This is a genomic window from Streptomyces sp. NPDC051684, assembly GCF_044453445.1.
In the GTDB taxonomy this organism is placed as follows: Bacteria; Actinomycetota; Actinomycetes; order Streptomycetales; family Streptomycetaceae; genus Streptomyces.
The window spans coordinates 138,241-154,178 of the sequence record NZ_JBITCS010000019.1; the positions used below are offsets into that span (position 1 = coordinate 138,241).

The 15,938-nt window shown below is 72.4% G+C and carries 14 protein-coding genes and 3 pseudogenes; 11 read left to right on the forward strand and 6 right to left on the reverse strand.

Going from position 1 to position 15,938, the window contains the following annotated elements; genetic code table 11:
* The first annotated feature begins 7 nt into the window (after positions 1-7).
* The gene (locus ACIA8D_RS23560; RefSeq protein WP_399235112.1) at positions 8-646 is read left to right on the forward strand and encodes a TetR family transcriptional regulator; all 639 of its coding nucleotides are present in this window, start codon (positions 8-10) and stop codon (positions 644-646) included.
* Positions 647-758: 112 nt separating this feature from the next.
* Positions 759-1,343 carry a LuxR C-terminal-related transcriptional regulator gene (locus ACIA8D_RS23565; protein WP_399235114.1) on the forward strand — a complete coding sequence of 195 codons (585 nt, stop codon included), beginning with the start codon at positions 759-761 and terminating at the stop codon, positions 1,341-1,343.
* Between the two features lie 23 nt (positions 1,344-1,366).
* Here ACIA8D_RS23565 and ACIA8D_RS23570 read toward each other — a convergent pair whose 3' ends face one another.
* The 6 genes and pseudogenes from ACIA8D_RS23570 to ACIA8D_RS23595 form a co-directional block, all read right to left on the reverse strand.
* A complete protein-coding gene (locus ACIA8D_RS23570; RefSeq protein WP_399235116.1) occupies positions 1,367-1,855 on the reverse strand; it encodes an ATP-binding cassette domain-containing protein in 489 nt (162 codons plus the stop codon).
* 76 nt (positions 1,856-1,931) lie between these two features.
* A pseudogene (locus ACIA8D_RS23575) lies at positions 1,932-2,678 on the reverse strand (hypothetical protein); the annotation flags it as partial.
* A gap of 4 nt (positions 2,679-2,682) precedes the next feature.
* Positions 2,683-2,952, reverse strand: a pseudogene (locus ACIA8D_RS23580) (ABC transporter ATP-binding protein); the annotation flags it as partial.
* 29 nt (positions 2,953-2,981) lie between these two features.
* Positions 2,982-4,770: pseudogene (locus ACIA8D_RS23585) on the reverse strand (lantipeptide synthetase); the annotation flags it as partial.
* A gap of 134 nt (positions 4,771-4,904) precedes the next feature.
* Complete coding sequence (locus tag ACIA8D_RS23590) at positions 4,905-5,138, reverse strand: ferredoxin (RefSeq protein ID WP_399235119.1); 234 nt, start codon at positions 5,136-5,138, stop codon at positions 4,905-4,907.
* 2 nt (positions 5,139-5,140) lie between these two features.
* Positions 5,141-6,607, reverse strand: coding sequence for an aldehyde dehydrogenase (locus ACIA8D_RS23595; RefSeq protein ID WP_399235121.1), 1,467 nt, complete (start codon positions 6,605-6,607; stop codon positions 5,141-5,143).
* A 203-nt stretch (positions 6,608-6,810) separates the two neighbouring features.
* Between ACIA8D_RS23595 and ACIA8D_RS23600 the strand changes: the two genes are divergently transcribed.
* The 9 genes from ACIA8D_RS23600 to ACIA8D_RS23640 all read left to right on the forward strand — a co-directional run bounded on the left by ACIA8D_RS23600 (position 6,811) and on the right by ACIA8D_RS23640 (position 15,795).
* Positions 6,811-7,869, forward strand: coding sequence for an MBL fold metallo-hydrolase (locus ACIA8D_RS23600; protein WP_399235122.1), 1,059 nt, complete (start codon positions 6,811-6,813; stop codon positions 7,867-7,869).
* A gap of 169 nt (positions 7,870-8,038) precedes the next feature.
* Complete coding sequence (locus ACIA8D_RS23605) at positions 8,039-8,284, forward strand: hypothetical protein (protein WP_399235124.1); 246 nt, start codon at positions 8,039-8,041, stop codon at positions 8,282-8,284.
* 14 nt (positions 8,285-8,298) lie between these two features.
* On the forward strand, positions 8,299-9,462 hold the full coding sequence (locus tag ACIA8D_RS23610) for a flotillin family protein (protein ID WP_399235125.1): 1,164 nt from the start codon (positions 8,299-8,301) through the stop codon (positions 9,460-9,462).
* A 237-nt stretch (positions 9,463-9,699) separates the two neighbouring features.
* The gene (locus tag ACIA8D_RS23615; RefSeq protein WP_399235127.1) at positions 9,700-10,926 is read left to right on the forward strand and encodes a prenyltransferase/squalene oxidase repeat-containing protein; all 1,227 of its coding nucleotides are present in this window, start codon (positions 9,700-9,702) and stop codon (positions 10,924-10,926) included.
* A gap of 62 nt (positions 10,927-10,988) precedes the next feature.
* Entirely contained in the window at positions 10,989-11,579 is a 591-nt protein-coding gene (locus ACIA8D_RS23620; protein ID WP_399235196.1) for an SCO2322 family protein, read from the forward strand.
* A gap of 5 nt (positions 11,580-11,584) precedes the next feature.
* Positions 11,585-12,700, forward strand: coding sequence for an energy-coupling factor transporter transmembrane component T (locus ACIA8D_RS23625; RefSeq protein ID WP_399235129.1), 1,116 nt, complete (start codon positions 11,585-11,587; stop codon positions 12,698-12,700).
* Positions 12,697-14,322, forward strand: a complete 1,626-nt coding sequence (locus ACIA8D_RS23630) for an ABC transporter ATP-binding protein (RefSeq protein WP_399235131.1) — start codon at positions 12,697-12,699, stop codon at positions 14,320-14,322. The genes ACIA8D_RS23625 and ACIA8D_RS23630 overlap by 4 nt, the downstream gene beginning before the upstream one ends.
* Positions 14,319-15,167 carry an ECF transporter S component gene (locus ACIA8D_RS23635; RefSeq protein WP_399235133.1) on the forward strand — a complete coding sequence of 283 codons (849 nt, stop codon included), beginning with the start codon at positions 14,319-14,321 and terminating at the stop codon, positions 15,165-15,167. The genes ACIA8D_RS23630 and ACIA8D_RS23635 overlap by 4 nt, the downstream gene beginning before the upstream one ends.
* Positions 15,168-15,384: 217 nt before the next feature.
* Positions 15,385-15,795: a transglycosylase SLT domain-containing protein gene (locus ACIA8D_RS23640; RefSeq protein ID WP_399235134.1), complete on the forward strand. Its 411-nt coding sequence runs from the start codon at positions 15,385-15,387 to the stop codon at positions 15,793-15,795.
* Positions 15,796-15,938 lie beyond the last annotated feature (143 nt).

The window sequence follows — 15,938 nt, forward strand, 5'->3', positions numbered from 1 at the left end:
CCTTCTGATGACAGCTCCGGACGCGAGAACCACCACCCGCACGACCCCCGCGCTCACTGAGCGTCAGGAGGCAAGGCGCCGACGCATCCTGCACGCGAGCGCGCAGCTCGCGGCGCGCGGCGGCTTCGACGCGGTGCAGATGCGGGAGGTCGCCGAGTCGTCCCAGGTCGCGCTCGGCACGCTGTACCGCTACTTCCCGAGCAAGGTGCACCTCCTGGTGGCCACGATGCAGGACCAGCTCCAGCACATGCACACGACGGTCCGTAAGCGCCCGCCGTCCGGTGATTCCCAGGCCGAGCGGGTGGCCGAGACGCTGATGCGCGCCTTCCGCGCGCTACAACGGGAGCCGCATCTCGCGGACGCGATGGTGCGGGCGCTGACCTTCGCGGACCGCAGCGTGAGCCCGGAGGTCGACCAGGTCTCCCGGCAGACCACGGCGATCATCCTCGACGCGATGGAGCTCGACGGCCCGACCCCGGAGCAGCTCTCCGCGGTGCGGGTCATCGAGCACACCTGGCACTCCGCGCTGATCACCTGGCTGTCCGGCCGGGCGTCCATCGCCCAGGTAAAGATCGACATCGAGATGGTGTGCCGGCTGATCGACCTCACGGCACCGGCCGGCCCGCGCGCCGAAGACGTCCGATAGCCGACGGTGTCGTCCAGTTCCACCCATCCCCTACGGGGCACCCGCCGGTTGAACCGCTCACGCACCGAGGTACCCGAGGGGTCGGCCGGGGCGGCGGCTTGAGGGGGCAGACGTGACCCGCGTACTTCTCGTGCACGACTCCTGTCCGATGGGTTCGGCCCTCGCAGAACGACTCACCAGGGAACCGGACTTGGAAGTGGAGCACACGCCATGGTGCGGCGCGCCGGGCAGGGCGGGCGCCCTGCACCCGCAGATCTGCGTGGCCGACCTGGAGTGCGAGGAGGGGTACGGCGTTCCGCCGCTCGGCGAACTCCACTGCTCCCTCGTGGTGTTGGGAACGATCAGCAGGCCGGGGCTGCTGCGGCGGGCGATGGAGGCGCAGGCGCTCGGCTACGTGGACAGAACCGGCCCCGCGGAGCGGCTGCTGGCGGGCATCCGGCATGCCGCGCGCGGTGAACGGTTCGTCGACGACGCGCTCGGTTTCGGCTTCCTCAAGGCGTCCCAGAACCCGTTGACGCGCCGGGAGTCGAGCGTGCTGACGCTGGCCGCGGAGGGCGCACCGGTCTCCGAGACCGCCCGGCGGCTCCATCTGTCCAAGGGGACGGTCCGCAACTACATGGCCGCCATCACCCGCAAGATCGGCGCCCGCAACCGGATCGACGCGATACGCATCTCGCAGGGCGAGGGCTGGCTGTAGGAAGGTCGCCGGGCGCTTCCGGTTCAGGATGCGGTGGGCAGGCCGTCCCAGGTGCCGGTCAGGTCGCGGTAGAGCGGGGAGCGGTCGAACAGTTCCTCGTGACGGCCGCAGACGGTGCGCGGGCCGTCCATGACGAGGGTGCGCGCGGCCCGCCGTGCGGAGCTGACCCGGTGGGCGACGACGATCAGGGTGCCGCCGGGCCGGGCGGCGAAAGCCCGTTCCGCGCGGGCCTCCGCGGCCGGGTCGAGGTGGCAGGTGGCCTCGTCGAGCACGGCGAGCGGCGCGGGCGCAAGCCAGGCCCTGGCCAGCGCGATCAGCTGCCGCTCCCCCGCCGACAGGACCGCCGGGTCGACCCGCCCGTCCAGGCCGCCGAGCCGCTCCAGGAGCGGGCCGAGCCCGATCGCCTCGACGGCCGAGCGAAGCTCGTCGTCCGACGCCGGTCGTGGGCACAGGTAGTCGAGGTTGGCGCGCAGACCGCCGCTGAACACGTACGCCTCCTGCGGTATCAACACCTGGCACGGCATGTTGGGCGCGCGCAGACACCCCGGACACCCGCACCGTCCCCGATCCGGGCACGAGCAGTCCCGCCACGAGCCCGGCCAGGGTCGACTTCCCGAACCCGCTCGGGCCGACGACGGCCAGGTGGCCGCCCTGGGGGACGGCCAGGTCGAGTCCGTCGACGACGGGCTCGGCTCCGGGGCCGTAGGCGAAGGTGAGTGCGGAGATCTCCAGGGCGGGGGCGCTTTCGACGGGTGCCGTACGGGTGGGCGCCAACACCCTGGCGGGTTGGGGGAGTTCTGGTTCCGGCGGGTTCGTCAGGCGGCGCAGCACCACCACCAGGCGGGAGCCGCCCACGCCCAGGCCGTGGACCAGGTTGTGGAGGGCCGGGAGCAGGGACTGGGTGACGTACGCGATGGCGCCGACCAGGGCGCCGGGCGTCACTCCGTGCCCGAGGGTCCAGGGGGCCGTCGCCAGGAGGAGCAGCAGGGGGAGCCGGCCGCCGACCCCCAGGGCCAGGACGCGAACGACGGACCAGCGGGCCAGGCTGGTCGATGCCCGGCGGCCACGGTCGACGAGCGCGCCCGCGGCCCGCGCCGTGGGGTCCTCCGCGCCTGCCGCCGTGATGTCCCTGAGCCCGGCGCACACCGCGCCGAGCCGCGCCGCCACCGCCTCGTCGGCGGCGAGGAACTCCTCCTGCCTGCGGGCCAGCGGGCGCAGGGTCCCGAGGAACACGGCCACCCCCGCGGCCAGCGGCGGCGCGGCTCGGCGCGGTGTGCGCGGCGGCGATGGTGCGGGCCCCGCCGATGGCCTCGGTGAGCCGGGCCGCGATGTCACCCTGGGCGCGCAGATACGCGGCGACGCAGTCGGAGGAGGCCCGCGCGAAGGCGCGCAGCAGCAGCGCGAGCGCGGGCGCCCCGGCAAGGAACACGGCGGCGAGCCACGGGTCGGTGAGCCCGAGCGCGACGACGGCGCCGACCGGTGTGACGAGCGTGGCCAGCAGCGCCGCCACGCTCGCGGGCGCGGGACCGGCCTGCCCCGCGCCGCCGACCAGGCGGGCGACCAGATCCCCGACGGGCAGCCGTTCCGTGGCGCGCGGCCCCGCGGCCAGGGTGTGGAGTCCGGGGACCGGTCCCGTTCGCGTACGTCGACGATCCGGTCGGCGACGATGCGTGCCGCCTCCGCGGCCCGGTCGGCGAGGGCGCTCTCACCCGTGCCGCGGGCGAGGTGGTCGAGGACGAGGCCGACCCCGGCGAGCCCGCCGTGCAGATGTCCGGCGAGGCGCTGCCAGTTCTCCTTGAGCAGGGTCTCGACCAGGTCGAGGGCGCGTTGGCGGTGTCCCAGGCGGTCGAGGACGTACGCGACGCCGGCGATCCCGTCGTAGAGGCCGAGCGCGGCGCCGGGCGGGACGGGGTCGGTGTGGTCGAGCAGCCAGCGCTCGCCTGCCTCGTACGGTGCGGCGCCGGCCTCGTCGAGGGCGTACAGGACTCCGGCGGCGCCGTGCGCGAGGCCGAGGCCGCCGCCGATGGCGAACTGGGCGACGTCGCCGGGGAACAGCCGGTCGTCGCGGTCCGGGGTGGCCGCGACGAGGGAGTCGCGGCTGCGGGGCCAGTCGCCGGGGGCGGGGATGGAGGCCGCGCCCGAAGTGAAGGACGCGGCGCCCGGCTCGTACCCGCGGAGGATCTCGGCAACAGCCTCGCCGAGGAACTCCCGGGGCAGCGTGGGGAATTGGGCCGCGATGACGTCGGCGAGGTGCGCCGCCCTGCCGCGGTCGACAACGAAGAGGGTGGTCACCGGGAGGAACATGGCGATCCGCAGGCAGGCCAGCGCGTAGCGGTCGATGTCGGTGCCGGTGCGGTCCATCGGCGCCCAGAAGCCGGGGTGCGCGAGGAGCTGGCTGCCGCTCTCCTCGGCGGAGGTGGCGGCCTCGAAGTCGATGAGGGTGACGGACTCCTCGTCGGGGGCGACGAGGATGTTGAACATGCGAGGAAGCGGTGGTCGCCGACGGTGAACCAGTCGCGGACCTCGGGCGCGACCCCGAGCCCCGAGAGGCGTTCGAGGGCGGCCTTCTCGCGTTCCAGGCGGGCGACGGCGTCGGCGCCGTCGGAGGCGAGGCCCGCGTGCGGGCGGCCCTCCTTGAGGACGACGGCGCGGCCGTCGCGGGTGTCGGTGCCGCGGTAGACACCGCCGCCGTTGGAGAAGTGCAGCGCCTTCTCGAAGCGGTGCGGCAGGTCGGTGACGGTCGTGGCGTTGCGGGCGTCGAGGTGGGGTATCAGGAAGCCGGGGAGGGGTACCCAGGCGGGGACCTGGAAGGCGGGTTCGCGGTTGTCGGGGACGAGTCGGCCCTCGCCGTCCTCGATGGCGCTCACGAGGGTGCCGCGTTCGTTGACGACCATGCGGCGGGCGAACGCGCCGTACCGCACGTACAGCGGCCCTTCGCCCCATCGGAGGTCGGTGAGAATGTACGGCCCTTCGAGGCCGTGCAGCAGATCCCCGAGTTCCTCCAGAATGCGCCCACAGCTGTCTTCGTCCGCCGGATAGACGGTGGCGAATTTCCCGCTGATGTCCCGGCCGGCGTATTTCGTGTTCCGTAGGTGGAGCAGATGCGGGCCCGGCACGAATTTGAACGGAATACCACGCGGTACGCAGTAGTCCCACACGATTCCGGCGGTCTTCTCGGCGTGCGCGCGGGTGGCGGACGAGTGGATCTTCCAGCCCTGCCGGGGGCCCTGGCGCGGCTCGCCCCGTGCGTCCAGGGGCGTGAGATTCAGCCACTCACCATTGTTGTCGGCGCGCCACCCCTCGGGCACGGGCCGGCGGGCCGTCTCGTAGTCGGGAAGGCCCCGGCCTCCCCTTCGAGGCTCAGCCGGTCGGGCGTCTCGTAGAAATGCGGGTCGGCTAGCGCATAGACCTCGTACCGCTTGTCCATGACCTGCGCCCCTCCCCTGGCGAACCCGTGGGCGGCCTTTTCGCTGCCGCCAGACGAGATTTGCACGCCGCCGGGGAGGGGGACAGTGTCGGTTGTCACGAGAAAGCAGTGCGGAACTCACAGGAATCCTGGCGTCAGTCCTCCGGCGGGAAGACGACCTCTCCGGAGCCGAGGAGCGTGATGGTGATCGCCTCCACGGGGCAGCCCTCGGCGGCCGCGAGCACCTTCTCGTTCGCGTCCGCCTCCGCGTCCACGGGGTGCGACTGCCGGGCGGTGTCGAGCCGGAAGCCCTCCGGCGCGGCGTTCACGCACATCGCCGACCCGATGCACACGCTCCGGTCGACCTCCACATGCCAGCGGTCACCCATGCTCAGTTCGCCTCCGGCTCGTAGCCCGCGGGCAGATGGATCATCTTGTGCTCGAAGTACTCGCCGTACCCCTCGGGCCCGAACTCGCGGCCCAGGCCGGAGTTCTTGTAGCCGCCGAACGGCCCGAGCATGTCGAGGCTGAACGTGTTGACGCTGTACGTGCCCGTCCGCACCTGGCGCGCGATGTCGACGCCGTGCGCGGTGTCGGCGGTCCAGACGCTGCCGCTGAGGCCGTAGTCGGAGTCGTTGGCGATCTTCACGGCCTCGGTCTCGTCGCCGTACGGGAGCAGGCAGATGACCGGGCCGAAGATCTCCTCGCGGGCGATCCGCATCGAGTTGTCGACGTCGCCGAAGAGGGTCGGCTCGACGTACCAGCCCTGCTCGAAACCCTTCGGGACGCCGCCGCCGGTGAGGATCTTGGCGCCCTCGTCCTGGCCGATGCGGATGTAGTCGAGGGAGCGCTGCTGCTGGCGCCTGGCGACGAGCGGGCCGAGCTCGGTGGCCGGGTCAAGCGGGTCGCCGACCTTCAAGGACGAGGCCGCCGTGGCGAACGCGTCGGCGAACTCGTCGTAGCGCGAGCGCGGAACGAGGATGCGGGTCTGCGCCACGCACGCCTGCCCGTTGATCATCCAGGCGAAGGGGACGATGCCGGAGACGGCGGCCTGCGCGTCCGCGTCCTCCAGGATGACCGCCGCGGACTTGCCGCCGAGTTCGAGGGTGACGCGGGTGAGGTTGCGCGAGGCGACCTCCATGACGCGCTTGCCCGCGGCGACGGACCCGGTGAAGGAGACCTTGTCGACGCCGGGGTGCCCGACCAGGTACTCGCTGACCTCGCGGTCGGCGGGAAGGATGGAGAGCACGCCCTCCGGAAGCCCGGCCTCGGTGGCTATCTCGGCCAACAGATACGCGTCGAGCGGCGTCTCCGGCGAGGTCTTCAGAATCACCGGGTTGCCGGCGAGCAGCGCGGGCGCGAGCTTCGCGGCGGCGGTGAACTGCGGGACGTTCCACGGGACGACGGCCGCGACGACACCGACGGGCTCACGCCGGACGAGGAGCTTGCCGAGGGCGCCGTCGCGCGTCTCCTCGTACGTGAAGCCCCGGGCGACGTTGATCGCGGAGTCCCAGACCATCATCGCGGCGAGTGCCTGCACCATGACGCCCGAGGTGTAGGGGGTGCCGTTCTCGCTGCTGATGACGCGGGCGATCTCCTCGTGCCGGACCGCGAACGCGTCCTTGATCTTCGTGATGACCTCGATGCGCTCGTCGAGGCTCATCCGCGGCCAGGGACCGTCCTCGAAGGCGCGGCGGGCGACGGCGACGGCCCGGTCGACATCGGCGGGCGCGGCGTGCGGCACCCGGCCGAAGACCTCGCCGGTGTGCGGCGAGACGACCTCGATGACGTCCTTGCCGAGCGGGTCGGTCAACTCCCCGCCGATGAACAGTTGTCCGTGTTCCACGAGCTCGGTCATGGCTGGCATCCTCACGCACGACATTTCTGACGGTGTTTCAGAACTGATACCAGTTCTAGTTGCGATCCGGAAGGGCGGTGTGCCCCTGAAGACCGCGCTGAAGGTCGTGCGCTCAGGCGACCATTGAAACAAGTTCTACAAGTTCCCGTACAGTGGCCGCAGTTCGGGTACGGCAGTTCGGCTGGAGCGGCGGAAGGCGACCGATGACAGAGGCGACGCAGGTGACCGACCACAGCGGGGGCGTGCACAGCATGCGCGTGCCGATCCCCGACAACCCGCTCGGCTACACCCTCGTCCACCTGGTCGACACCGACGCGGGCCCCGTCCTCATCGACACGGGCTGGGACGACCCCACCTCCTGGGACGCGCTGACCTCCGGCCTGACCGCCTGCGGCACGAGCGTCGAGGAACTGACCGGCGTCCTGATCACCCATCACCACCCGGACCACCACGGCCTGTCGGCGAAGGTGCGGGAGGCGTCCGGGGCCTGGATCGCGATGCACGAGGCGGACGTCGCGGTGGTCCGCCGCACCCGCGAGAACAAGCCGGAACGCTGGTACGCGTACATGGTGGCGAAGCTGATCGCGGCCGGTGCGCCCGAGGAGCACATCGCGCCGCTGATCGCGGCCCGCGACTCGGGCAAACCGCGTGAACTGCCGGGCTTCGCGCCCGCGTTGCCGGACCGCACCATCACCCCCGGCGACCTCCTCGACCTGCCGGGCCGCAGGCTGCGCGCGATCTGGACGCCGGGCCACACCCCCGGCCACGTATGCCTGCACCTGGAGGAGGAACACCCCTCGGGCCGCGCGGGCAACGGCCGCCTGTTCTCCGGCGACCACATGCTGCCCGGCATCACCCCGCACATCGGCCTGTACGAGGACCCGGACGACGCCACCGTCACGGACCCGCTCGGCGACTACCTCGACTCGCTGGAACGGGTGGGGCGGCTCGACCCGGCGGAGATCCTCCCCGCACACCAGCACCCCTTCACCGACGCCCCCGCGCGCGTACGGGAGTTGCTCGACCACCACGAGGAACGCCTCACCGGCCTGCTCACGCTCCTCGCCTCGCCCCTCACCCCGTGGCAGCTCGCCGAGCGCATGGAGTGGAACCGCCCGTGGGCCCAAATCCCGTACGGGTCACGGACGATCGCGGTGTCGGAGGCGGAGGCCCACCTGCGACGGCTGCAGAAAACCGGCCGGGTGGAACAGGTCCCGGACAGTGTTCCAGTGACGTACCAATCAAGCCCCTGCGGCGATTGAGCAGCGGGGTCCGGGGCAGCGCCCCGCGACCACAACACCGGCGCCGGTGAACAAGGGCCCGCACCTCCGGAGGATCTTTGCCGTGCCTTCATCGAAGGTGCGCCCGCAGAGGCGTATCTTCGGCCCCCAAGAGCTCTCACGAGCTGGAACGACAAGGGGGCGCCCGCCGATGACGCCGGACGAGGCAGTGGTCGGCCGAACGGGGAAGCTGGTCATCGGCACGCGTGGAGCCGGCGGTCCGGGTGAGGTGTTGGTGCGGATCAGGGGCGGGACCGAGACCTTTCTCGCGTACTCGGACGAGCCCCTGGAGCGGGGCGCCACCGTGCTCGTGATCGAGTCCCGCGGGAGCCGGCAGGTCGCGGTCATGGCCTGGTCCGACCCACTTCTCTCCGGTGGCGAGGGCGACGCCCGCTAAGGAGACGTACAGGCATGTTCGGATATCGCGTTCCCGCACCCGACGAGGCGATGCTGATCTCGGGCGGCAGGCGGGGGCTTGGGGGAGCGCCGTTCCGCGTCGTCACCGGGCACGGGAAGTTCGTGCTCCCCGTGTTCCGCAAGACCCGCTTCCTGTCGCTCGCGATGAGCGAGGCGGAGGTCGTCGAGAAGTGCGTGACCAAGCAGGGCATCGCCCTGACCGTGCGCGCGGTCATCGCCTTCAAGGTCGGCAACGACCATGAGTCGATCGTCAACGCCGGTCAGCGCTTCCTCTCCGACCAGGACCAGATGTCGGTCCTCACGGGGCGGATCTTCGCCGGTCACCTGCGCTCGATCATCGGCTCGATGACGGTCGAGGAGATCGTGACCGAGCGCCAGAAGCTCGCCACCGAGGTGCTCGACACCTCGAAGGCCGAGATGGCGAAGATCGGCCTGCACGTCGACTCGCTGCAGATCCAGTCCATCGACGACGGCCAGACCGGCTACATCGAGGCGATGTCGCGCCCGCACAAGGCAGCCATCCAGCGGCAGGCGCAGATCGCGCAGGCGCAGGCCACGCAGGCCGCGGCGGAGGCCGAGCAGGCGGCGACGCGCAAGCAGGCCGAGTACGCGCGGGAGACCGCGGTCGTGCAGGCCGAGTACAACGCCGAGGTCGACCGGGCCAAGGCGCAGGCCGACCAGGCGGGCCCGCTCGCGCTCGCCCACGCCCAGCAGGAGGTCCTCGCGGCGCAGACGGCACTGGCCCTGCGGCAGGCCGAGTTGCGGGAGAAGCAGCTGGTGTCGGAGATCGTCAAGCCGGCGCAGGCCGACGCAGAGCGCATCCGCGTCCTGGCCCTCGCCGAGGCCGAGCGGATGAAGATCCAGGCGGAGGCGGCGGCGTCGTACGACCGGGTCGCCCTCGACCGCATGCTCATCGACCAGCTCCCGCAGATCGTGAAGGAGGCCTCGGCGGGCCTCGCGGGGGCGAACGTCAACGTCCTGAACGGCGCGGACGGCCTGGGTGAGATCGCGGCGGGTCTGGTGGGCCAGGGCCTCACCATCCTGGACTCGGTCCGCAAGAACCTCTCCGGCGAGGGACCGGACGGGGTCGGCTCGGCCGTGGAGCGCTATGTGGGCGCTCAGCGCGGGGGCGACGACGGTCCGGTCGACGTCCGCTGACGCCTCGGGGCTCCGCCCCGGACCCCGCGCCTCAATCGCCGGCGGGGCTTGATGTGGCTCGGCTTGTCAAGCCCCTGCGGCGATTGAGCAGCGGGGTCCGGGGCGGAGCCCCGAGGCCGCAACACCGGCGCCGGGTACAGTAAAGACGTCGTCAGAACGTACGCGGAGCCGGAGCCGCCCGGTACCTCCGTGTGCCGCGCCGCCCCGCTCCCCGCAGGGAGAGGCATCCGCCCCACCATGAACATTCGCCGCAGCGCCGCGCTCGTCGCCGCGACCGTCACGATCGGCGCCATGGGCGCGCAGGCCGCGAGCGCGGACAGTGCCTCCCCCTCGCCGAAGACGGTCGTCCCGTCGGGCCTGTACGGCAAGGGCGACCCCACGTACGACGGAGTCTGGCGGCAGTCCCTCGCGCTCGTCGCGCAGGACACGGTGGGCGTGAAGCCCGCGAAGAAGGCCGTCGACTGGCTGGCCGGGCAGCAGTGCGAGAACGGCGGCTTCGCCGCCTTCCGCGCCGAGCCGGGCAAGGCCTGCGACAAGAAGGCCAAGATCGACAGCAACGCCACCGCGGCCGCCGTCCAGGCGCTCGCCGCGGTCGGCGGCCGGGACGGCGAGGTCGCCTCGGGCGTCGCCCTGCTGAAGAAGAACCAGAACGCCGACGGCGGCTGGGGCTACAGCCTCGGCATGGACAGCGACGCGAACTCCACGTCCGTCGTCATCGGCGCGCTCGCCGCGGCGGGCGAGAAGCCGGCCGAGGTGACGTCGTCCAAGGGGAAGACCGGCACCGACGCCCTCGCCTCGCTCGCCCTCCCCTGTTCCAAGGGCAAGGACGGCGGCGCCCTCGCCTACCAGCCCGACAAGAAGGGCAGGCTCGCCGCGAACGCCGACGCCACCGCGGCGGGCGTGCTCGGCGCCCTCGGCACCGGCTTCGCGCCCGGCAAGGGCACGGCCCCGGACGCGTACACCTGCAAGGACGGCAAGAGCGCGCAGGACATCGCGCACAACGGCGCCGTCCACCTCCAGAACCAGCTCGACACCCACCTCTATCTGAAGTCCCAGCTGGCCGGCTCCACCGACCAGCCCGACTACGGCAACACCGCCGACGCGGTCACCGCCGTCGCCGCGGCCGAGGGCATCAAGGCCACCAAGGACTCGTACACCTGGCTGGAGAAGAACGCGAAGGGCTGGGCCGCGCAGACCGGGCCCGCCGCCTACGCCGAGCTGATCTTCGCCGCGCACGCCACCGGCAACGACCCGCGCGACTTCGGCGGGACGGACCTGGTGAGCGCGCTCAACGAGACGGGCCCGGAGCCCGCCTCCGCGAAGTCCTCGGACTCCGCCGCGGACTCGGACGAGAAAAAGGACGACGGCGGTGGCGGCGCCAACTGGTGGATCATCGGCGTGATGTTCATCGCCGCCGTGGGCGCCGGTTTCCTGCTCAGCGGCCGCAAGAAGCAGCAGCCGTGACCGCGCGCAGGTCGGCCGGGCTCGGCGGGCTCGTCCTCGCGCTGCTCGGCGCGCTCCTCGCCATGACCGTCACCCCCGCGCAGGCGGCCGGGTACCGGTACTGGTCGTTCTGGGAGCGGGACGGCAAGCAGGCGTGGACGTACGCGACGGCGGGCCCCTCGCAGGCCAAGCCGGCGGACGGGGACGTGCAGGGCTTCCGGTTCGCGGTGAGCGCGGACTCGAAGGACGCGAAGCAGCCGCGCGGCGCGGCGGACTTCGACTCGATCTGTTCCGATAGGCCCGCCAAGGACGGCACGAAGCGGATCGCGCTCGTCGTCGACTTCGGCACGGGGGCCGACGCCCCGTCGGGCGAGACCCCGCCGAAGCCGCGCACCGCGTGCGCGCAGGTCGCGAAGGACGCGACGAGCGCCGACGCGCTCGCCTCCGTCGCGAAGCCGCTGCGCTACGACAGCAGCGCGATGCTGTGCGCGATCTCGGGCTACCCGAAGTCGGGCTGCGGCGAGCAGGTGTCCGGCAAGAAGACCGACAAGGCGTCCGCGCAGCCCGCCGAGAAGGAGGACTCCGGCCCCTCGGTCGGCCTCATCGCGGGCGTCGCCGTCGTCGTGGTGCTCGGTGTCGCGGCGGGTGTGCAGGCCCGACGCCGCCGCGGCTGACCCCGATGTCCGGTCGTACGCTGCGCGCCCCGCGGGCGCACCGCTCCAACGCGCTGCACCCGGGCGCCTGGTGGATCTGGGCGCTCGGCCTCGGCACGGCCGCGTCCCGCACCACGAATCCCCTGCTGCTCGCGCTGCTGATCGGCGTCGCCGGATACGTGGTGGCGGCGCGCCGCACCGAGGCGCCGTGGGCGCGTTCGTACGGGGCGTTCGTGAAGCTGGCGCTGGCGGTGCTCGGCATCCGGTTGGTCTTCGCGACGCTGCTGGGCTCGGCGATCCCGGGCACCCACCTCCTGTTCACCCTCCCCGAAGTCCCGCTGCCGGACTGGGCGCAGGGCGTCCGGATCGGCGGCCCGGTCACCCTCGAAGGCCTCGTCTTCGCGCTCTACGACGGCCTGAAACTGGCCACTCTCCTCATCTGCGTGGGCGCGGCGAACGCGCTCGCCTCCCCGTCCCGGCTGCTCAAGTCGCTGCCGGGCGCGCTGTACGAGGCCGGGGTCGCGGTCGTCGTGGCGATGACGTTCGCCCCGAACCTGGTCGCGGACGTCCGCAGGCTGCGGGCGGCCAGGCGGCTGCGCGGCCGCCCGGACAGCGGCCTGCGCGGACTGCTCCAGGTCGGCCTCCCGGTTCTGGAGGGCGCGCTGGAACGCTCGGTCGCACTCGCCGCCGCCATGGACGCGCGCGGCTACGGCCGCACCGCCGAGGTGCCGCCCGCCGTCCGCCGCGCCACGGCCGCGCTCACGCTGGGCGGCCTGATCGGGGTGTGCGCGGGAACGTACGGGCTGCTGGCGGCCTCCGGCTCCGGGTACGGGCTTCCGGTGCTGCTCGCGGGGGTCGCCGCCGCGCTCGGCGGGCTGTGGCTCGGCGGGCGTCGCACGGTGCGCACCCGCTACCGGCCCGATGTGTGGGGCGTTCGGGCCTGGCTGGTCGCGGCGTCCGGGGCGACGGCCGCGGCGACGATGATCTGGGCCGGTGCACGGGACCCCGCGGCGCTGCAACCCCCGGTGGTCCCGCTCGCGGCACCGGAGCTGCCGCTGTGGCCCGCGGCCGGCATCCTGCTCGGCCTGCTCCCGGCCTTCCTCGCACCCGTTCCCGACAAGCCGACGGAGGCGTCGTCATGATCCGCTTCGAGAACGTCTCCGTGACCTACGACGGCGCGCCCGACCCCACCGCCCACGGCATCCACCTCCACGTGCCCGAGGGCGAGTTGATGCTCCTCGCGGGTCCCTCCGGGGTCGGCAAGTCGACCCTGCTGGGCGCGGTGAGCGGGCTCGTCCCGCACTTCACCGGGGGCACGCTGGCCGGGCGGGTCACGGTGGCGGGCCGCGACACCCGTACGCACAAGCCGCGCGAACTCGCCGACGTCGTCGGCACGGTGGGCCAGGACCCGCTCGCGCACTTCGTGACGGACACGGTCGAGGACGAACTCGCGTACGGCATGGAGTCGTTGGGCCTGACCCCGCCGGTCATGCGGCGCCGCGTGGAGGAGACCCTCGACCTCCTCGGCCTCGCGGACCTGCGCGACCGCCCGATCTCCACCCTCTCCGGCGGCCAGCAGCAGCGCGTCGCGATCGGCTCCGTCCTCACCCCGCACCCCCAGGTCCTCGTCCTCGACGAACCGACGTCGGCCCTCGACCCGGCGGCCGCGGAGGAGGTCCTCTCGGTCCTGCAACGCCTGGTCCACGACCTGGGCACGACGGTCCTGATGGCGGAACACCGCCTCGAACGGGTCATCCAGTACGCGGACCAGGTCGCCCTGCTCCCGGCCCCGGGCGAGCCCCTCCGGGTGGGCGCCCCGGCGGACATCATGGCGACATCCCCGGTGTACCCACCGGTGGTGGGCCTGGGCCGCTTGGCGGGCTGGGACCCCTTGCCACTGACGGTCCGGAACGCGAGGAGAGCGGCGGGCCCCCTCAAGGAACGGCTGGCTGTACTTGAAGCCCCTGCGGCGATTGAGCAGCGGGGCCCGGGGCAGAGCCCCGAGACGTCAACCACCTTGGCCGCAACGAAGAACCTGGCCATCAGAAGGGGCCGCATCGAAGCCCTCCGCCACATCAACCTCCAGGTCACCACCGGCGAGGTGCTCGCCCTGATGGGCCGCAACGGCGCCGGCAAATCCACCCTCCTCTCGGCCCTGGTCGGCCTGCTCCAGCCCACCTCCGGCACGGTCACGGTCGGCGGAGCCACCCCGCACAAGACGACCCCCCGCGACCTCATCCGCAAGGTCGGCCTGGTCCCCCAGGAACCCCGCGACCTGCTCTGCGCGGACACGGTGGCAGCGGAGTGCACCGCGGCGGACAAGGACGCGCACGCCACGCCGGGCACCTGCCGCTCCCTCCTGCACGACCTGCTCCCCGGGATCGCCGACGACACCCACCCCCGCGACCTCTCGGAGGGCCAGCGCCTCACGCTGGCCCTGGCCATCGTGCTGACGGCGGCCCCGCCGCTGCTCCTGCTCGACGAGCCGACCCGCGGCCTCGACTACGCGGCCAAGTCCCGCCTCGTCGCGATCCTGCGGAATCTCGCGGCCGAGGGCCACGCCATCGTCATGGCGACGCACGACGTGGAACTGGCCGCGGAGCTGACCCACCGCGTGGCGATCCTCGCGGACGGCGAGATCGTGGCGGACGGCCCCACCCCCGACATCGTCACGTCATCCCCGTCCTTCGCCCCGCAGGTCGCGAAGATCCTGGCGCCACAGCGCTGGCTCACGGTCTCCGAGGTACGGGAGGCCCTGGCATGACGGCGACGACCACGAAGCCGCCGACCGCCGCGGGCCGCGCGAACCCCGTACGCCTCGGCCCCCGCTCCATCGCCGCGCTGCTTCTGGTCAGCGCCGTGGGCGTGGTCGGCATCGGCTGGCCGCTGATCACCGGCCCGGGGTCCGAGGTGAACGCGCACGCGGCGGACGCGCCCTGGCTGTTCGCGGCGCTGCTCGTGCTGCTGGTCGCCGTGGTCGCGGCCACGATCTCGGAGTCCGGGATGGGCCCCAAGGCGGTGGCGATGCTCGGGGTGCTGGCCGCCGCGGGGGCGGCGCTGCGGCCCATCGGGGCGGGGACGGCCGGCCTGGAGCCGATGTTCTTCCTGATGGTCCTGAGCGGCCGGGTCCTCGGTCCCGGCTTCGGCTTCGTCCTGGGCTCCCTCAGCATGTTCACCTCGGCCCTGCTGACCGGGGGTGTAGGGCCCTGGATGCCGTTCCAGATGCTGTCGATGGGCTGGTTCACGATGGGCGCGGGGCTGCTGCCGGGCGCCTGGTCGCTGCGCGGCCGCGCCGAGCGCGTCATGCTCGCCGCCTACGGTTTCCTGGCCGCGTTCGCGTACGGCACGATCATGAATCTCGCGGGCTGGCCGTTCATGAACGCGCTGGCCTCCTCGGTGGCGTACCAGCCGGATGCGGCGCTGCACGAGAACCTGGCGCGCTTCCTCGCCTACTGCGCGGCCACCTCGCTCGGCTGGGACCTGGGGCGCGCCGCGCTCACCGTCGTCCTGACGCTGGTCGTCGGCGGCGCCGTCCTCAAGGCACTGCGCCGGGCCACGCGGCGGGCCGCCTTCGAGGCGCAGGTCACATTCGACGGCCCGCGGGCGTGAGGCCACGCACATGACCCACGTCACCTACTAAGCGGGACCGTAGTCCCGCACCGCGCCCCCCCCTTGACCCCACAACGGACATTTAGGTACATCATCGCCACATCCGACCTTCCTTAGTAAAAGCTGACATTGCTTACGACCCCCGGTCTTTGTTTCTGTGGAGCAACCGCAAGGCACCAAGCCCTGCACCCCCCTGCCTCCCACGGAAGGTTCCGTTTTGACCGCCACGCTCCTGCGCCGCATCGCCACTCCGAAGAAGGCCCTCGCCGGCGTCACGCTCGCCGCCGCCACGACCGGTTTCCTCTTCGCATCGGCTCCGGCCCAGGCCGCGTCGACGTCGGGTTCGGCGAAGGCCATCGCCCAGCAGAAGATCTCGAACTCGGCCGAGTTCAGCTGCTTCGACAAGATCGTGTCCCACGAGAGCGGCTGGAACCCGAACGCGACGAACGCCTCCACCGGTGCGTACGGCCTGGTCCAGGCGCTCCCGGCCAACAAGATGGCGTCGTCCGGCTCCGACTGGAAGACGAACCCCGAGACCCAGATCGACTGGGGCGTCAAGTGCATGAACGACCGCTACGGCAGCGCCTGCGGCGCGTGGAGCCACTGGCAGTCCAACGGTTGGTACTGATCGCCTCCGGCGTTCGACCCGCCACCCACTCGCAGCAACGCCCCGCCCCTCAAGCCCTTCCGGCGCTTGAGGGGTGGACCTTTTGCCCCCCCATGAAGGGGGCGCCCCCAAGCCCCCCCCCGTGACACCTGAGCGCTGCGCGT

What these genes read in the sequence shown, in the direction of transcription:
- ACIA8D_RS23605 (WP_399235124.1), top strand. Translation starts at nt 8,039, where the DNA reads ATGACGCCGGACGAGGCAGTGGTCGGCCGAACGGGGAAGCTGGTCATC.
- ACIA8D_RS23635 (WP_399235133.1), top strand. Translation starts at nt 14,319, where the DNA reads ATGACGGCGACGACCACGAAGCCGCCGACCGCCGCGGGCCGCGCGAAC.
- ACIA8D_RS23610 (WP_399235125.1), top strand. Translation starts at nt 8,299, where the DNA reads ATGTTCGGATATCGCGTTCCCGCACCCGACGAGGCGATGCTGATCTCG.
- ACIA8D_RS23595 (WP_399235121.1), bottom strand. Translation starts at nt 6,607, where the DNA reads ATGACCGAGCTCGTGGAACACGGACAACTGTTCATCGGCGGGGAGTTG.
- ACIA8D_RS23600 (WP_399235122.1), top strand. Translation starts at nt 6,811, where the DNA reads ATGACAGAGGCGACGCAGGTGACCGACCACAGCGGGGGCGTGCACAGC.
- ACIA8D_RS23625 (WP_399235129.1), top strand. Translation starts at nt 11,585, where the DNA reads ATGTCCGGTCGTACGCTGCGCGCCCCGCGGGCGCACCGCTCCAACGCG.
- ACIA8D_RS23615 (WP_399235127.1), top strand. Translation starts at nt 9,700, where the DNA reads ATGAACATTCGCCGCAGCGCCGCGCTCGTCGCCGCGACCGTCACGATC.
- ACIA8D_RS23560 (WP_399235112.1), top strand. Translation starts at nt 8, where the DNA reads ATGACAGCTCCGGACGCGAGAACCACCACCCGCACGACCCCCGCGCTC.
- ACIA8D_RS23590 (WP_399235119.1), bottom strand. Translation starts at nt 5,138, where the DNA reads ATGGGTGACCGCTGGCATGTGGAGGTCGACCGGAGCGTGTGCATCGGG.
- ACIA8D_RS23630 (WP_399235131.1), top strand. Translation starts at nt 12,697, where the DNA reads ATGATCCGCTTCGAGAACGTCTCCGTGACCTACGACGGCGCGCCCGAC.
- ACIA8D_RS23620 (WP_399235196.1), top strand. Translation starts at nt 10,989, where the DNA reads ATGACCGTCACCCCCGCGCAGGCGGCCGGGTACCGGTACTGGTCGTTC.